Raw genomic sequence first — 14909 nt, 5'->3', positions numbered from 1 at the left:
GAGGGTGAGCAGGATGAGTAGTGATCACGAGCATTCCGAAGCGCAAACGCATGATGCCACCGGCTTGATTGTTGCTGGGCAAGAGAGACCGACCCAACTCTATGTGATCCCCGTTTATGGGCGCCCCTTTTTACCCTCCCAGATACTGCCGGTTCAGCTCAAGGTGGAGCCGTGGAGCCATACCATAGAGCGGGTGGTCAAGACGAGCCATAAGATGTTGGCGTTGTTTCGTATTGCTGACGACAAGGATCGCGATCTGCCCTTGCAGGAGGTAACGCCGAGAACCGGCTGTGCCGTCCGTCTGTTGCAGGCTAGCTCCAGCCCTAATGAGCTGCAGTTTGTGGCCGAAGGTATCCAGCGGGTCGAGATCGTCAACTGGTTGACCCAGAAGCCACCCTACCTGGTCGAGGTGCGCTATCCGGATGAGCAGAGTGGCGTGCCCGCACTCGAGACCGAGATCAAGGCGTATGCCATGGCGCTGATCACGGCCATTAAGGAGTTACTGCCCATCAACCCGCTCTACAGTGAAGAGTTGAAGCAGTATCTGAACCGTTTTAATCCAAATGATCCCTCCCCCTTGGCTGATTGCGGTGCGGCAATTACCACCTCAAGCGGGGATGAACTGCAGGATATTCTCGACACCCCTTCCCTGCTGCCACGCCTGAAGAAGGTCTTGGCGCTGCTGAAAAAAGAGATCGAGGTTGCCAAGCTACAAGATCAGATCCGCGATGAGGTAGATCGCAATATCAATGCCCGGCAGCGGGAGTTTTTCCTCCATGAGCAGCTTAAGGTGATCCAAAAAGAGCTGGGGCTGGAGAAGGATGATAAAACGGCCGAAGTCGAGGCCTTTCGCGAGCGGATGGCTAACCGGAAGATCCCGGAGGCGGTGCAACAGCGCTTCGATGAAGAGTTGAAGAAGTTACAGATCCTGGAGTCCGGCTCCCCGGAATATGCGGTCACACGGAACTACCTGGATTGGATCAGTCAGGTGCCCTGGGGTCTTTACCACCAGGATAAGGTGGATTTGAAGCGCTCGCGCAAGATACTGGATCGGGATCATGATGGTCTGGACGATGTGAAGCAACGCATCATAGAGTTTCTGGCTGTGGGGGCCTACAAGAGCGACATCAGTGGTGCCATCATGTTGTTGGTGGGGCCACCCGGGGTCGGCAAGACATCCATAGGTCACTCAATCGCCGATGCGCTGGGTAGGCCATTTTACCGCTTCAGTGTCGGAGGGATGCGTGACGAAGCGGAGATCAAGGGTCATAGACGCACCTATATAGGGGCCTTGCCTGGCAAATTGGTGCAGGCATTGAAAGAGTCTAAGGTGATGAACCCGGTGATCATGCTCGATGAAATCGATAAGTTAGGGATCAGCCATCAAGGCGACCCGGCATCGGCCCTGCTTGAAACTCTGGATCCCGAACAGAATATCAATTTTCTGGATCACTATCTGGACTTGCGGCTTGATCTCTCCAAGTGCCTGTTTATCTGTACCGCCAATACCCTGGACTCCATTCCCTCCCCTCTGCTGGATCGAATGGATGTGATCCGTCTTTCCGGTTACCTGCCCCAGGAGAAGCTAGCGATTGCCAAGCACCACCTCTGGCCACGCCAGTTAGAGCGGGCGGGCGTTAGCAAGGAACAACTCAAGATCAGTGATGGTGCCATTAAGGGGATCATTGATGGTTATGCCCGAGAAGCCGGTGTCCGTAACCTGGAGAAACAGTTGGCCAAGATAATCCGCAAATCTGTGGTTTCTTTGCTGGAGGAGCAGAAGAGTGATGCCCTGAACATCAAGGCCAGCGATCTGGAGCCATTGCTCGGAGCGGCACTCTATCGTAAAGAGCGCGCCCTGGCTGGGGTGGGGATAGTGACAGGTTTGGCTTGGACGGCACTCGGCGGGGCCACGCTGCCCGTTGAAGCGACCTTGGTGCATCAACAGAGTCGCGGCCTCAAGCTCACAGGTCAGTTGGGTGATGTGATGCGCGAGTCGGCCGAGTTAGCCTACAGCTATCTCAGCGCCAACCTCAAAAGCTATAGCGCAGATAGTCACTATTTTGATCAAGCCATGATCCATCTACATGTGCCAGAAGGGGCCACGCCAAAGGACGGCCCCAGTGCCGGCATCACCATGGCCAGCGCCCTACTTTCCCTGGCACTCGGCATGGCGCCGACCAAGGGCTATGCCATGACCGGTGAGCTAACCCTAACCGGCCACATATTGGCCATTGGCGGGGTGCGCGAAAAGGTCATTGCCGCCAAGCGTCAAGGTATTCGCCAACTGATTGTGCCTGACGCGAACCGCGGCGAGGTGGATGAGCTGCCCGAGAATGTGCGCGAAGGCGTAACCTTTCATTTTGCCAGTCAGTATAGAGAAGTCGCTAAATTACTCTTTCCCGAGCGGAACTGATGAGCCAAATCACAAGCTTTTCACTATGCTTAGGGGCAAAGAGCTAAAACCAGACAAGCAATAGGCTTGCCAATGAGGTAGTCGGTAGTGCGCTGTTGCGCAGCCGATGCGTGTGCCATGGCAGGATAAATGGAGCCATTATGATAGTACGCAAAGGACACTGCAGGGTATTAGGCGCCACCCTGGAGGGCGATGGCGTCAATTTCGCCATCTGGGCGCGTTTGGCGAGTGGCGTCGAGCTACTGCTCTTCCGCTCGGCCGATGACCAGCAACCCAAGGTTATTCGCCTCTCTCCGCTGCAAAACCGGACTGCCTACTATTGGCATGTATTCGTCGAAGATGTCGGTGATGGTCAGCTTTATGGTTGGCGCATCAATGGCCCTTGGCGTCCCTACGAGGGTACGCGCTTCGATCCGGAAAAAGTGATGCTCGATCCCTATGGCCGAGAAGTGGTGCTGGGTGATCACTATGATCGCTGGGCTGCCAGCCGCCCCGGTAGCAACCTACACTGTTGCGCCAAGAGTGCGGTGGTGGATTTATCCACCTATGAGTGGGGAGAGGATCAATCGCCCTCGCATCCCATGTCCCGCTCTATCATTTATGAGATGCATGTGGGGGGATTTACCAAAGACCCCTCTAGTGGCCTGAGCAAGGATCTACGTGGCACCTATGCCGGTCTCATAGAGAAGATCCCCTATCTGCAATCCCTCGGCATTACCGCAGTGGAGCTGTTGCCCATCTTCCAGTTTGACCCTCAGGATGCGCCCAGTGGTAAGGATAACTATTGGGGATACAGCCCCATGTCCTTCTTTGCACCCCATTGCGGTTACGCCAGCGACAAACGGATCAAGGGGCCACTCAATGAGTTCCGGGACATGGTCAAGGCGCTGCATGCTGCCGGTATCGAGGTGATCCTGGATGTGGTCTATAACCATACCGCCGAAGGGGGGGATGATGGCCCGCTCTTCTGCTTCCGGGGTATAGATCATGAAGCCTATTACATTCTTGATCCGGTCACGCGCAGCAACACCAACTACTCAGGTTGTGGTAACACGCTGAACGGCTCACATGCCGTCACTAAACATCTCATCATCGACAGCCTGCGCTACTGGCGCGAACACATGCATGTGGATGGTTTCCGTTTTGATCTCGCCTCGATCCTCTCGCGGGATGAAGATGGTAAGCCCCTGGTCTATCCGCCGACCCTGCTGGCCATAGATACCGATCCAGTGTTGGCCGACTGCAAGATGATCGCCGAGGCGTGGGATGCGGGTGGCCTGTATCAAGTCGGTTCACTGGCGGGCTCCCGCTGGCGGGAGTGGAATGGGCAATTCCGGGATGATGTGCGGCGCTTTGTCAAAGGAGATGAGGGCACCATAGCCAATTTTGCCAATCGTATGATAGGTAGCCCGGACATTTACCAATACAACCATGCCGACCCGGAGAAGAGCATCAACTTTGTCACCTGCCATGATGGTTTCACCCTGTGGGATCTGGTCAGTTATAACCAGAAACATAACTATGCCAACGGCGAAGATAACCGGGATGGCATGTCCGACAACCACAGTTGGAATCATGGGCATGAGGGCGATACCCCTAATCGCGAGGTGCAAAGTATCCGGCAGCGCCAGTGTAAGAATATGCTTACGGCAACCCTGCTCTCCATCGGTACGCCCATGTTGCTGATGGGGGACGAGGTGCTACGCACCCAGCATGGCAATAACAACGCCTATTGCCAGAACAATGCCTTGAGCTGGGTCAATTGGCATCAGACACCCAATTCCCTGCACATGCTGCGCTTTGTCACCGAGCTCATCAAATACCGCAAGTATCTGTTTAGCCGCAATCGGGACATGGGGCTAATGATGTCGCTGGCCGAGATCTTGCACCGTGCCGAGATCTGTTGGCATGGGGTTCGCGCCTATACCCCTGATTGGAATGCTAACTCCCACGCCCTGGCCATGTCGGCCATTTCGTTGGACGTTAAGGTGGCCATCTATCTCATCTTCAATAGCTATTGGGAGCCCTTGACCTTCACCCTGCCCTTGCCGCCGCCGGATATTGAAGGCAATTGGTGCCGGATCCTCGACACGGCGCTAGCCCCCCCTAACGACATAGTCCCGTTGGGCGAGCCCCTGCAGATAGTGGATACCAACTATACGGCGGCGCCTCGCTCCGCCTGCCTGTTTGTCTGTGGCGCTTTCCATGGCAAAAATTAGTTGCTAGCCCTGGCTGCGAGCCAGGGCCAATATCTTGCTGAACATTTGCCGTAGCAACAACGGAATGGCTTCTTGCCCCCGCCGCTCAGCCTCTTCCACTATGGCCAGCGCCATACCTGGTTTACTGCGATGGCTGATGGCGCGGTCGATGAGCTTAGTTGCCGATAGCCAGGGGTTGCGGTTATTGCGATTGTTGCCCGCCTCCCGGCGGTAAACCTCATCAAAGCCGTGATGAAACAGAAAGTGTTCGATATCTTTGGCGGGCAAGAGGGTCAGGCGCTCTCGCTCATCATCACCGCGTAACTGGCTGCGCACGCCGCTGGCGTATTTGCTGCCAGCCTCATCGCCATCGGCCAACAGGTGCCACTGAATGCCAAAGTCACGGGCCGCCTTGATGAGCGGGCCGGTACCACACTGGGCAAATTCGATGATACGGATCCCTTCCCCCCGTAAGTTAATGCCACTGATATGGGCCAACTCGGAGAGCAACCATATTTCGGTCTCCCCCTCGACGAGTAGCCAACAACGGGCAAACAGCGACATGGGCCGGTTGATGCGGACATGAAAGGCGATACGCCGTAGATCATCGGAACTCAGTTGTTCATCATTGAGTCGGTAGCAGCGGGTTTCATTGCTATGGCGAACCAGACGCCGGATCTGGCCCAGTGGCATGGACGCCAGCAAGTCGCCCGAGTTGGTGGTCAGGATTTTTTGGCCCGGCAGCTGTTCGAGCAAGCCCCAGGCCAGGGCCAGCATGGTCGGATGCAGTCGACTTTCTGGATCTTCCAGTATCAATATGGGTCTGGCCTCGGCCTCGATTTCCCTGTCGCCGCGGGCCTGCAATAAGGCGGCGCCGAGTCCAGCCATGGCCAGTTGTACCGCATGGTGATCGGCGCTACGCAGTAGCGCATGGAGATCCCCGAGCCCTCGCAGGTTCGCGGGTTTCGTCACTATATCCCGGGCGCTGCGCGGCCGCGGTTTGATTGGGGGCACACTGTTCAGGTAGTGGGCCATCAGGTGTTGCACCGCCTGGACCCCGGTTCGTAGCCTGGAGGGGTCGATGATCTGACTCTCATCATCCATCAGTTGGGAAGAGAAACTATCCAGAGTCTTTTCCCACCCATCGCCTGTGTCCATATCGCCGGTGCGGGTGGCGCGGGCGTCACGCAGGCGCAGTACAGGGTTCATCAGCATTAACTGGTGCAGTGTACTCTTCACCTCCGGCAGCGGCAGCTCGTGACCATTCTCATCCAGAAAACCGTGCTCCGAGAGGATCTCGCCTTGGAGGGTGAGTTCCGCTGCCGCCCGGTAGTGGATACGATGAAAACCGTCACGATGTCGCACCCAGACGGCGGCCAGCCGCGACAGCCGACCCGAGTGGGAGCTCATATCTGGACGATATTCACTGAAGGTGAGGATAATTTGCAGGTGGGTTGCGGCTGGGTGATCCGGCTCTGCCGGATGGTGAAAATCATCAACCGCAAATTGGTAAGGCACCTCTCCCTGCCCCAGCAGGCACCAGAGGGCGCGTAGCAGACTGGTTTTACCCCAGGCGTTTTCGCCGATCAGGGCAGTCGTTTGCTGCAAACCGATTGAGAGTCGGTTAATGCCACGAAAACCACGAATATCTACATGTTCCAGATACATAGCAACGGCCGCTGGTTTTTTTTCATGGTGGCAAAGGCTTACGCCTTTTGCCAGCGACCGGGATAAATTGTGTTAGCGGCCGCTGACTTTAGCCGGTTTTTCTTGGTGAACATCAGCATTGACCAGCTGATCTTGATTCCAGACGGAAAACCAAAGATGGCGATGGCGGGCGGCACGTCTTTTCACTTTCATGGGGTAACCTCGTTAGCTGTTATCCCCTTACCTTGGACTACTGATGGGTCAGTTCAAGGTAGGCTCGATGAATTCTTTATGACAGGCCATATTGCTGATAGAGCAACTTGGCACACATCAGCAACGACATGGTGACAATCAGCGGCTTGATGAGTTTTCCCCCCTGTTTGACCACCATTTTTGATCCCAACCGAGCCCCGATCAACTGCCCCAGCGCCATGGAGAAGCCTACCACCCAGACGATCTTGCCCCCTAAGGCGAAAAAGAGCAAAGAAGCCAGGTTGGAGGTGAAGTTGAGCAGCTTGCTGTGGGCGGTGGCCTTAGCCAGATTGCACCCTGCCAGGGCGACAAAGCCTAACGCGAAGAAGGAGCCGGTACCTGGACCGAAGAAACCATCGTAGAAACCGACGCCCAACCCAATGGTAAAGGCGAACGCCGGAATGGAGAGGCGCCGTTGGCTATCGGTATCGCCCACTCTGGGCGAGAGTAAAAAATAGAGCGCAAAGCCGATCAGTAAAAAGGGGATAGCCCGCGACAGCGCGCTGGCATCCAGCCTTTGTACCACCAGAGTCCCCAAGGCGCTCCCCGTGAAGGTGAGCAAAATAGCCAAACGCATCTGCCTGAACTCTATGTAGCCTCGGCGCGCAAAGTACCACGTGGCCGAGAAACTGCCGAACGAGCTCTGCAGCTTGTTGGTACCCAGTGCCTGGGCTGGCGTCAGCCCGGCTGCCAACAGAGCGGGCAGCGTGATGAGCCCGCCGCCCCCGGCAATGGCGTCGATAAACCCTGCCACCAGGGCGCTGAGCGCCAAGCCGGCCAGGGTGGTCAATTCAAATTCCATAGAGCCTCAATCTCTAGCGCCTCGGCCGCAACACTTACAGCTACCAGTCGGGATATGGGCTGTCAATGGCGGTTGGGGAGGAATATAAAAAAGGCAGCCTAAAAGGCTGCCGAAAAGGAGCTGACACTTAAGTCAGAAATAAAAGCCACTTACACATCACGGTGTGGGGTGAACAGCACCGCTCTGCCAGGCACAAACAACAACATAAGGAAACTGGAAGTACCCGGTTAGTCCAGATACTCAAAATGGTAATGAGCACGGCGTTTGCCAAAAGCCCGTTCTGTCATGCGACGGATCTTGGCCAGATCCTCTTGCCCTTTCAGATAGTGTTTCAGATCCTTGAAACTCATATGACTCTCCTTGCCTTAGTTGCGACCAGGTTTAGCTGACCACTCATTTTGCTGTGGTGCATTGTTGATCTTCGTCACACTTTTGTCTACTGGTGGTGTAATAAATTTTCATCATAATGACTTTAATATAACGCAAGTGGGTTTGAATGAGGCTTATATTGGTTTTCGCAGTGGGGTTTTTGATTAAATTACTGATAAACACCTACAGTAATGAAATGTAATTACATTGCTTGTTTATGGGCTTTGCCTCGCCAGTGTGCGCCAGCTCAGATGGCTGCAAACTGGCGCTGCCACCCTCTCCTGCCTTGCGTTATAATTGAATGATCAGACAAAGCATCGCAGTAGAAAATAATAAGTGATTGAATTTAAATTAGAAAATTTATTGCCGCTCTTTCCTGCTCTCACCAAGACCACCTTGTCTGCGTACGAGCCCCTTCGCTTTTCTGATGCTCAGCCTAGAGCCGCATCAGCCATCAGTCGGCTTATCAGTATGCGCCGCGGTGGGGATACCCTACTGCTGAGTGGTTTTCCCGGTGTTGATTATGAGCAAACAGTGATCGACTTGATTGATGACTGTTCACCCGATAATGGTGAATTGTTCGATCTCTGTTATGCCGAAAATCTGGAAGACCCGTTCCGTCCACTCTGGCTCAAGCTCAAGCCAGGGAGTGGCATCGAATTTTGCGAATTGATCGGGGATCTGCTGCGTTTACTCAGTCATCACTTGGATGCCGAAGCCGTAGTGACGCGCATCCTGAAAAAACAGGATCAGGATGAGAAAATTGCCACTTACCTGAGCCAATTGGCCATCCATGTGGCTCAGGGGGGAACCTTTAGCCACCCTATCCTCATCAATCTGATGATCCACCATGAGACAGAGACCCCGCCCGTCATCTATGGCCGCGATCTCGACTGGCCTACCCTGTTTGGTGAGCTTAACTTCCAAACCGAGCAAGGCACAGTCTTTAGCCATCATCACCTGCTGGAGCCCGGTCTATTGCGCGAGGCCAACGGTGGCTTCCTGATCCTGCCACTGGAAGAGTTGATGGATGACCCCGCCCTCTGGTTCAAGCTGCGCAATACGCTGGAGACGGGCTTTCTGGATTGGAGCAATCCGGTTGATAATCAGTTGGTGACGCCCTTCTTCCGTCCAGAGCCGACGCCTATCAAACTTAAACTCATTCTGGTGGGTGATCGCCTCACCACTGCCGAGTTTAGTCTGCTGGATCGGGAGATTGCCGAACGAATTTTCCTGCGCACCGACTTAGTCTCAGAGCTGCCCATAGAAGAGGGCTTCGAGCTGTTTATCGGCTTACTGAGCGGCATCCGCGAACAGGAAAAACTGCTGGATTTTGATGAGTCCGCCATCTATGCCCTCTGCCGCTTTGCCTGTCGTTTGTGTGAACACCAACAGATACTGGCGATAGCGGAGACTCAGATCGGTGCCCTGATGCGGCTGGCCGACAGCGTAGCCCGTGAAGAGCAAAAAGAGTTGATCAGCAAAGCCGAGGTCGATGCGGCCCTGGCCGAGCAGGAGTATCGGCTCAACTATGTGGTAGAGCAATCGGATCAGGGGGTGGTGGATGGCCAGGTGCTGTTGCAGACCGATGGTGAGGTGATTGGTCAGATCAATGGTCTTTCTGTCATCGAGATCATGGGGCACCCCTATGACTTCGGTGAACCGGTACGGCTGACGGCCACAGTGCATCTGGGCGATGGCGATGTGGCTGATATCGAGCGTAAGGCCGAGCTGGCAGGACATATCCATGCCAAGGCGATGATGATCATCCACGGCTATATATCCACTCAGTTTGGGGCCGAAAATCCCTCGCCACTTTCGGCCAATCTGGTGTTCGAGCAGTCCTACCATGAAATCGACGGTGACAGCGCTTCACTGACTGGCCTGTGCGCCCTGCTCTCGGCTCTGGCTCAGCAACCCATATACCAACACTTTGCCGTGACAGGCGCCGTCGATCAGTTCGGCAATGTGCAACCGGTCGGGGGACTCAATGAGAAGATTGAGGGCTTCTTCCGCATCTGTCACATCCATGGCTTGACTGGCAAGCAGGGGGTCATAATACCGGCCACCAATCAGCTACAGCTGGTGCTCTCTGATGAGGTGATCGAGGCGGTTCGCGCGGGACAATTCCATATCTATGCCGTTGAACACGTCAATGAGGCCATCGAATTACTGACGGGTTGTAAAGCGGGCGACATAGATGATGAGCAGACGCTATTTGGCCGAATTCGCGAGCGGCTGGACGAGTTGAATGGCTCTGCCCGTTCAAAAGGGTTACTCAGATCACTCTTTACACGTCTGGGACAAGTGATCGGAGTTGTTTAGCGCACACCTGTTCGCTAAATTGGGCGCAGCTAAAAAAATTATCATATGACATAGGATAACAAGCGTGTTGGATAACAACTCCGTAGTCGAACTCCCCTCTTTGTGTGAACAAGGGAAGAATGCTTTCAGCCGTGAGGATCTGCTAGCGTGCAGCCGTGGTGAACTGTTTGGCCCGGGTAACAGCCAGTTGCCAGCACCTAACATGCTGATGATGGATCGTATCGCCAAGATCAGCGCGGTGGGCGGCCTGTTCGACAAGGGTGAAATCATCGCCGAGCTGGATATCACTCCGGATCTGTGGTTCTTCGGCTGCCACTTCCCGGGTGACCCTGTGATGCCTGGTTGCCTGGGCCTGGATGCCATGTGGCAGTTAGTCGGCTTCTACTTGGGTTGGAAGGGTGGCCCTGGTAAGGGGCGTGCTCTGGGTGTGGGTGAAGTCAAATTCACCGGCCAGATACTGCCGACCGCCAAAAAGGTCACCTACAAGATCCAGATGAAGCGCCTTATTTGGCGTAAACTGATCATGGGGATCGCCGATGGCGTGGTGGAAGTCGATGGCCGTCCTATTTATGCTGCCAGCGATCTGAAGGTGGGTCTGTTTACCGATACCTCGTCCTTCTAACTCGTCGCTAGTCGACTGATTTGCCAAAAGCCTGAACTTTAGTGGTTCAGGCTTTTTTATTTGTTGATCCCAGACCATTGTATCTATCAGCATGTTTTTCCTGGATCTGCAGTAGGGATTTAGGCATCCTTCCTCAACACATGCAGTGCATATCTGCTGTTCTGGTTGTTTTTTACCAAATATTAATAATAGTGAATCGTGTCATTCACATGATAAATGACATTTGGCTCAGTTGAGTTTGCTGCTCTACAAGTGAGATCTTGCGCCTATGAAAATGAATCGATTGACGATTGCCATCCTGATCGGGATGTTGTTAGGGATACTGGTGGGGCAATTGGTTCGCTCCCTGGCTACAGACCCGGCTGCCATAGCCAGTTTTGTGGACAATATTACCCTGCTCACCGACATCTTCTTGCGGCTTATCAAGATGATCATCGCGCCCCTGGTCTTCACCACCCTGACGGTGGGCATTGCCAAGATGGGGGATACCAAAACGGTAGGCCGTATTGGTATGAAAACCATGGGATGGTTTATGACCGCTTCCCTGCTCTCCTTGAGCTTGGGACTGGTCATGGTCACCCTGCTTAAACCGGGTGTGGGGTTGGACCTGGTGGTGCCCGAGGTGACAGCCGATACCGGCCTGGCTAAAGGCGCCATCACCCTGAAGGATTTCATCAGCCACGCCATTCCCAAGAGTGTGGTCGAGGCCATGGCCAACAATGAAATCCTGCAAATTGTGATCTTCTCGCTCTTCTTTGGTCTGGCGGCCGCCGCCGTCGGCGAGCGCGCCAAGCCGGTGGTCACGCTGCTCAACGCTACCGCCGATATTATGTTGAAGGTCACTGGCTTTGTGATGGGCTTTGCGCCCCTGGCGGTCTTTGCTGCCATCGCCGCCATGGTGGCAAAAGAGGGGATGGGGATACTGGGGACCTATGGCAGCTTCATGGCTCAGTTCTATCTCTCCATCGGCACCCTGTGGCTGCTGTTGTTGGGGTTAGGCTCGCTCTTTCTGGGTAAGCGAGTGCTGGAGTTACTCAGGGCCGTGCGGGAACCCGCCCTGCTGGCCTTCTCCACCGCTAGCTCCGAAGCGGCCTATCCCAAAACGCTGGAGCGGCTGGAGCACTTTGGTTGCCCGAAACGGATTGCCAGTTTCGTGCTGCCCATGGGCTACTCCTTCAACCTGGATGGCTCCATGATGTACTGCACCTTTGCCACCCTGTTTATTGCCCAGGCGTATGGCATCGATCTCAGCTTCGGCCAACAGATCACCATGTTGCTGTTGTTGATGGTGACCTCCAAGGGAATGGCGGGGGTGCCGCGCGCCTCCCTGGTGGTGATTGCCGCGACCCTGAGTCAGTTCCATATTCCCGAGGCAGGCATACTGCTCTTGCTGGGGATTGACCACTTCCTGGATATGGGGCGCTCCGCCACCAATGTGCTGGGCAATGCCCTTGCCGCCTCTGTGGTGGCCAAGAGTGAAGGTGGGCTTACCGAGGCCCTGAGTCAGGAGGAGATACTGGCTCTGAATAGCGCGGCACCGGCCTCAGCCGCTCCCGCCTACGAGTAAGAGCCCGGTTAACCCAAACGGCCCCTTCGGCAAGGGGGCCGTTCGAGATGTTCTTGGCAATGAAGCATCATGCAACAGCGCCGTTCGTTTACACCGTCAGATAGGTGCGGATCAGCGACTCATCCAGCTCGCTCATGGCCCCTTGCGCCACAGCATGGCCCCGATCCAGCAGGCAGAAGCGATCCCCCACCTTGCGGGCAAAGGGCAACTTCTGCTCCACCAGTAACACCGTCAGCCCCATCTCCCGATTGAGCCGCCGTATGATGGCGCCAATATCCGCCACCACATTGGGTTGAATGCCCTCAGTGGGTTCATCCAGGATCAGCAGCTTGGGATCGAGCACCAGGGCGCGCCCTATGGCCAGTTGTTGCTGCTGGCCACCCGAGAGGTCGCCGCCTCGTCTGTGCTTCATCTCCTTGAGCACGGGAAACAGCTCATAGATGAACTCAGGTATCTGCCGCAGCTTGTCACGGCGCGCCGGCAGGCCAATACGCAGGTTCTCCTCCACCGTCAGCAGCGGAAAGATCTGCCGCCCCTGCGGCACATAGCCAATGCCCAGCTCGGCCCGTTGCTCGACGGCGAGATCCTGTATCTCCTGACCGGCAAACTCGATACGACCGGCCTTGAGTGGCAACTGCCCCATGATGGCATTGAGCAGCGTGGTCTTGCCCACGCCGTTACGCCCCATCAGACAGAGGCACTCTCCCTGGTTTACCTGCAGGCTCAAGTCACGCAGGGTGTGGGATTGGCCATAGAATTGATTGAGGGTGTCGACAACTAACATACTGGCTCTCCCAGATAGACTTCCACCACCTTGGGGTTGGCCTGGACCTGGGCCATGCTCCCTTCGGCCAGCACAGCGCCCTGATGCAGCACGGTCACATGCTGGGCTATGCTGCGAACAAAATCCATATCGTGCTCCACCACCACGACCGAGTGCTCGCCGGCCAGCGAGGTGAGCAGCTCGGCGGTGCGCTCCATCTCCTGGTGGGTCATCCCCGCCACCGGTTCATCGACTAGCAGCAGCTGGGGTCGTTGCATCAGCAACATGCCGATCTCCAGCCACTGCTTCTGACCATGGGAGAGCACGCCAGCCAGGCGCTTGCGCTCGCTGACCAGACCTATCAGCAGCAGCACCTGATCCAGATAGTCTCTGTCCTCCCCCTGCAACCGGGCACGCAGCGTCCGCCATACCCCCTTGGGGCCAGCCAGTGCCAGCTCCAGGTTCTCTTCCACCGTCAGCGGCTCAAAGACGGTGGGTTTTTGAAACTTGCGGCCTATGCCGACCTGGGCAATGGCGGGCTCATCCAGACTTAAGAGATCGATATTCTGACCAAACCAGGCCGTGCCGCAGTCAGGCCGGGTCTTGCCGGTGATCACATCCATCATGGTGCTTTTGCCTGCACCATTGGGGCCTATGATGCAGCGCAGCTCGCCAGCCTTGATGTAGAGATTGAGGTTATTGAGCGCCTTGAAGCCATCGAAGCTGACGCTGATCCCCTCCAGATAGAGGATCATGCCGTGGGTCAGGTTGAGATCCGGCTGCTGGCGTGGAGAGAAGCGCTCGTGCCAGTAATCTGGAGTAAACAACTCCCGGGTGTTGGCAAACATGGTCATGCGGCTATCTCCTTGCGTTGAAACAGCCCCATGACGCCACGAGGCAGAAAGAGGGTCACCAGCACGAAGAGGGCCCCCAGGGCGTAGAGCCACTCATCAGGCAGTACGCCGGTAAAGACGGTTTTGGCATAGTTGACCAGCAGGGCGCCGATCACGGCACCATACAGAGTGCCGCGTCCGCCCACGGCGACCCAGATCACCAGCTCGATGGAGTTGAGCGGTGAAAACTCGCCCGGGTTGATGATCCCCACTTGCGGCACATAGAGAGCCCCGGCTATGCCGGCCAGCATGGCCGAGAAGACAAAGAGCGCCAGCTTGAACCACTCCACCCGGTAGCCGATGAAGCGGGTACGCATCTCGGTGTCGCGGATGGCGATGGCAACCCGCCCCAGCCGGGAGGCCATGATGAGGCGGCACGCCAGGTAACCCAGGGTGAGCGCCAGCGCCGACAGCACGAACAGCGCCAGCCGGGTACTATCGGCGGTCAGGGAGAAGCCCAGCAGATCCTTGAAATCGGTGAGGCCGTTGTTGCCGCCAAAGCCCATCTCGTTGCGGAAGAAGGCCAGCATCAGGGCGTAGGTCAGCGCCTGGGTCATGATGGAGAGGTAGACCCCCGTGACCCGGGAGCGGAAGGCCAGAAAACCGAAGGCAAAAGCCAGCAGCCCTGGCACCAGCACCACCATCAGCAGGGCAAAGGGAAAGTGATTGAACCCCTGCCAGAACCAGGGCAGCTCCTGCCAATTGAGGAACACCATGAAATCGGGTAACTCGGCGTTGCCATAGACACCGCGATCGCCAATCTGGCGCATCAGGTACATGCCCATGGCATAGCCCCCCAGGGCGAAAAAGGCGGCATGGCCGAGACTCAGGATCCCCAGATAACCCCAGATGAGATCCAGCGCCACCGCCAACAGGGCGAAACAGAGATACTTGCCCAGCAGTGTGATGGTGTTGCTGCCCACATAGAGGGCGCTCTCTTGCGGCAGCAGGTTGGCGCCAAGGGCCAGCAGTACGCCGAGCCAGAGCAGGGCAAAGACGCTCAGACCGCGCTTATCCTGCCACAAGGTTGTTTTGATAAATGAGCCGCTCATGGC

Annotated in this window: 11 protein-coding genes; 5 read left to right on the top strand and 6 right to left on the bottom strand. The window is 56.0% G+C overall.

Annotation, left to right across the window (positions count from 1 at the left end; translation table 11 throughout):
* Positions 1–13 precede the first annotated feature (13 nt).
* Positions 14–2416 (top strand): endopeptidase La, encoded by a 2403-nt coding sequence (gene lon / locus ACZYTD_RS07810; RefSeq protein WP_463890982.1) that lies wholly within the window; start codon positions 14–16, stop codon positions 2414–2416.
* Between the two features lie 140 nt (positions 2417–2556).
* Positions 2557–4635: a glycogen debranching protein GlgX gene (glgX, locus tag ACZYTD_RS07805; protein WP_463890980.1), complete on the top strand. Its 2079-nt coding sequence runs from the start codon at positions 2557–2559 to the stop codon at positions 4633–4635.
* Positions 4636–4638: 3 nt separating this feature from the next.
* On the opposite strand, the gene ACZYTD_RS07800 is transcribed toward glgX, so the two are convergent.
* The 3 genes from ACZYTD_RS07800 to ACZYTD_RS07790 all read right to left on the bottom strand — a co-directional run bounded on the left by ACZYTD_RS07800 (position 4639) and on the right by ACZYTD_RS07790 (position 7665).
* On the bottom strand, positions 4639–6282 hold the full coding sequence (locus ACZYTD_RS07800; protein ID WP_463890977.1) for a DUF2813 domain-containing protein: 1644 nt from the start codon (positions 6280–6282) through the stop codon (positions 4639–4641).
* A 268-nt stretch (positions 6283–6550) separates the two neighbouring features.
* Positions 6551–7315, bottom strand: coding sequence for a TSUP family transporter (locus ACZYTD_RS07795; RefSeq protein ID WP_463890976.1), 765 nt, complete (start codon positions 7313–7315; stop codon positions 6551–6553).
* A gap of 227 nt (positions 7316–7542) precedes the next feature.
* The gene (locus ACZYTD_RS07790; RefSeq protein WP_463890974.1) at positions 7543–7665 is read right to left on the bottom strand and encodes a hypothetical protein; all 123 of its coding nucleotides are present in this window, start codon (positions 7663–7665) and stop codon (positions 7543–7545) included.
* A gap of 355 nt (positions 7666–8020) precedes the next feature.
* On the opposite strand from ACZYTD_RS07790, the gene ACZYTD_RS07785 reads away from it, so the two are divergent.
* From ACZYTD_RS07785 to ACZYTD_RS07775, 3 genes are all read left to right on the top strand, one after another.
* Entirely contained in the window at positions 8021–10009 is a 1989-nt protein-coding gene (locus ACZYTD_RS07785; RefSeq protein ID WP_463890972.1) for a Lon protease family protein, read from the top strand.
* Positions 10010–10073: 64 nt separating this feature from the next.
* Positions 10074–10631: a 3-hydroxyacyl-[acyl-carrier-protein] dehydratase FabA gene (gene fabA, locus ACZYTD_RS07780; protein WP_463890970.1), complete on the top strand. Its 558-nt coding sequence runs from the start codon at positions 10074–10076 to the stop codon at positions 10629–10631.
* A 268-nt stretch (positions 10632–10899) separates the two neighbouring features.
* Entirely contained in the window at positions 10900–12198 is a 1299-nt protein-coding gene (locus ACZYTD_RS07775) for a dicarboxylate/amino acid:cation symporter (protein WP_463890967.1), read from the top strand.
* 88 nt (positions 12199–12286) lie between these two features.
* Here ACZYTD_RS07775 and urtE read toward each other — a convergent pair whose 3' ends face one another.
* Genes urtE through urtC form a run of 3 tightly spaced genes read right to left on the bottom strand, consistent with a single transcriptional unit; the run spans position 12287 to position 14906 of the window.
* Complete coding sequence (gene urtE, locus ACZYTD_RS07770; RefSeq protein ID WP_463890965.1) at positions 12287–12982, bottom strand: urea ABC transporter ATP-binding subunit UrtE; 696 nt, start codon at positions 12980–12982, stop codon at positions 12287–12289.
* On the bottom strand, positions 12976–13815 hold the full coding sequence (gene urtD / locus ACZYTD_RS07765) for an urea ABC transporter ATP-binding protein UrtD (RefSeq protein WP_463890962.1): 840 nt from the start codon (positions 13813–13815) through the stop codon (positions 12976–12978). Before urtD ends, urtE begins: the two co-directional genes overlap by 7 nt.
* On the bottom strand, positions 13812–14906 hold the full coding sequence (gene urtC, locus ACZYTD_RS07760; protein ID WP_463890959.1) for an urea ABC transporter permease subunit UrtC: 1095 nt from the start codon (positions 14904–14906) through the stop codon (positions 13812–13814). Before urtC ends, urtD begins: the two co-directional genes overlap by 4 nt.
* Between the last annotated feature and the right edge of the window lie 3 nt (positions 14907–14909).

Source organism: Pseudaeromonas sp. HNCC25DJ180 (assembly GCF_055413345.1).
This window is presented reverse-complemented; position numbering and strand designations above follow the sequence as displayed.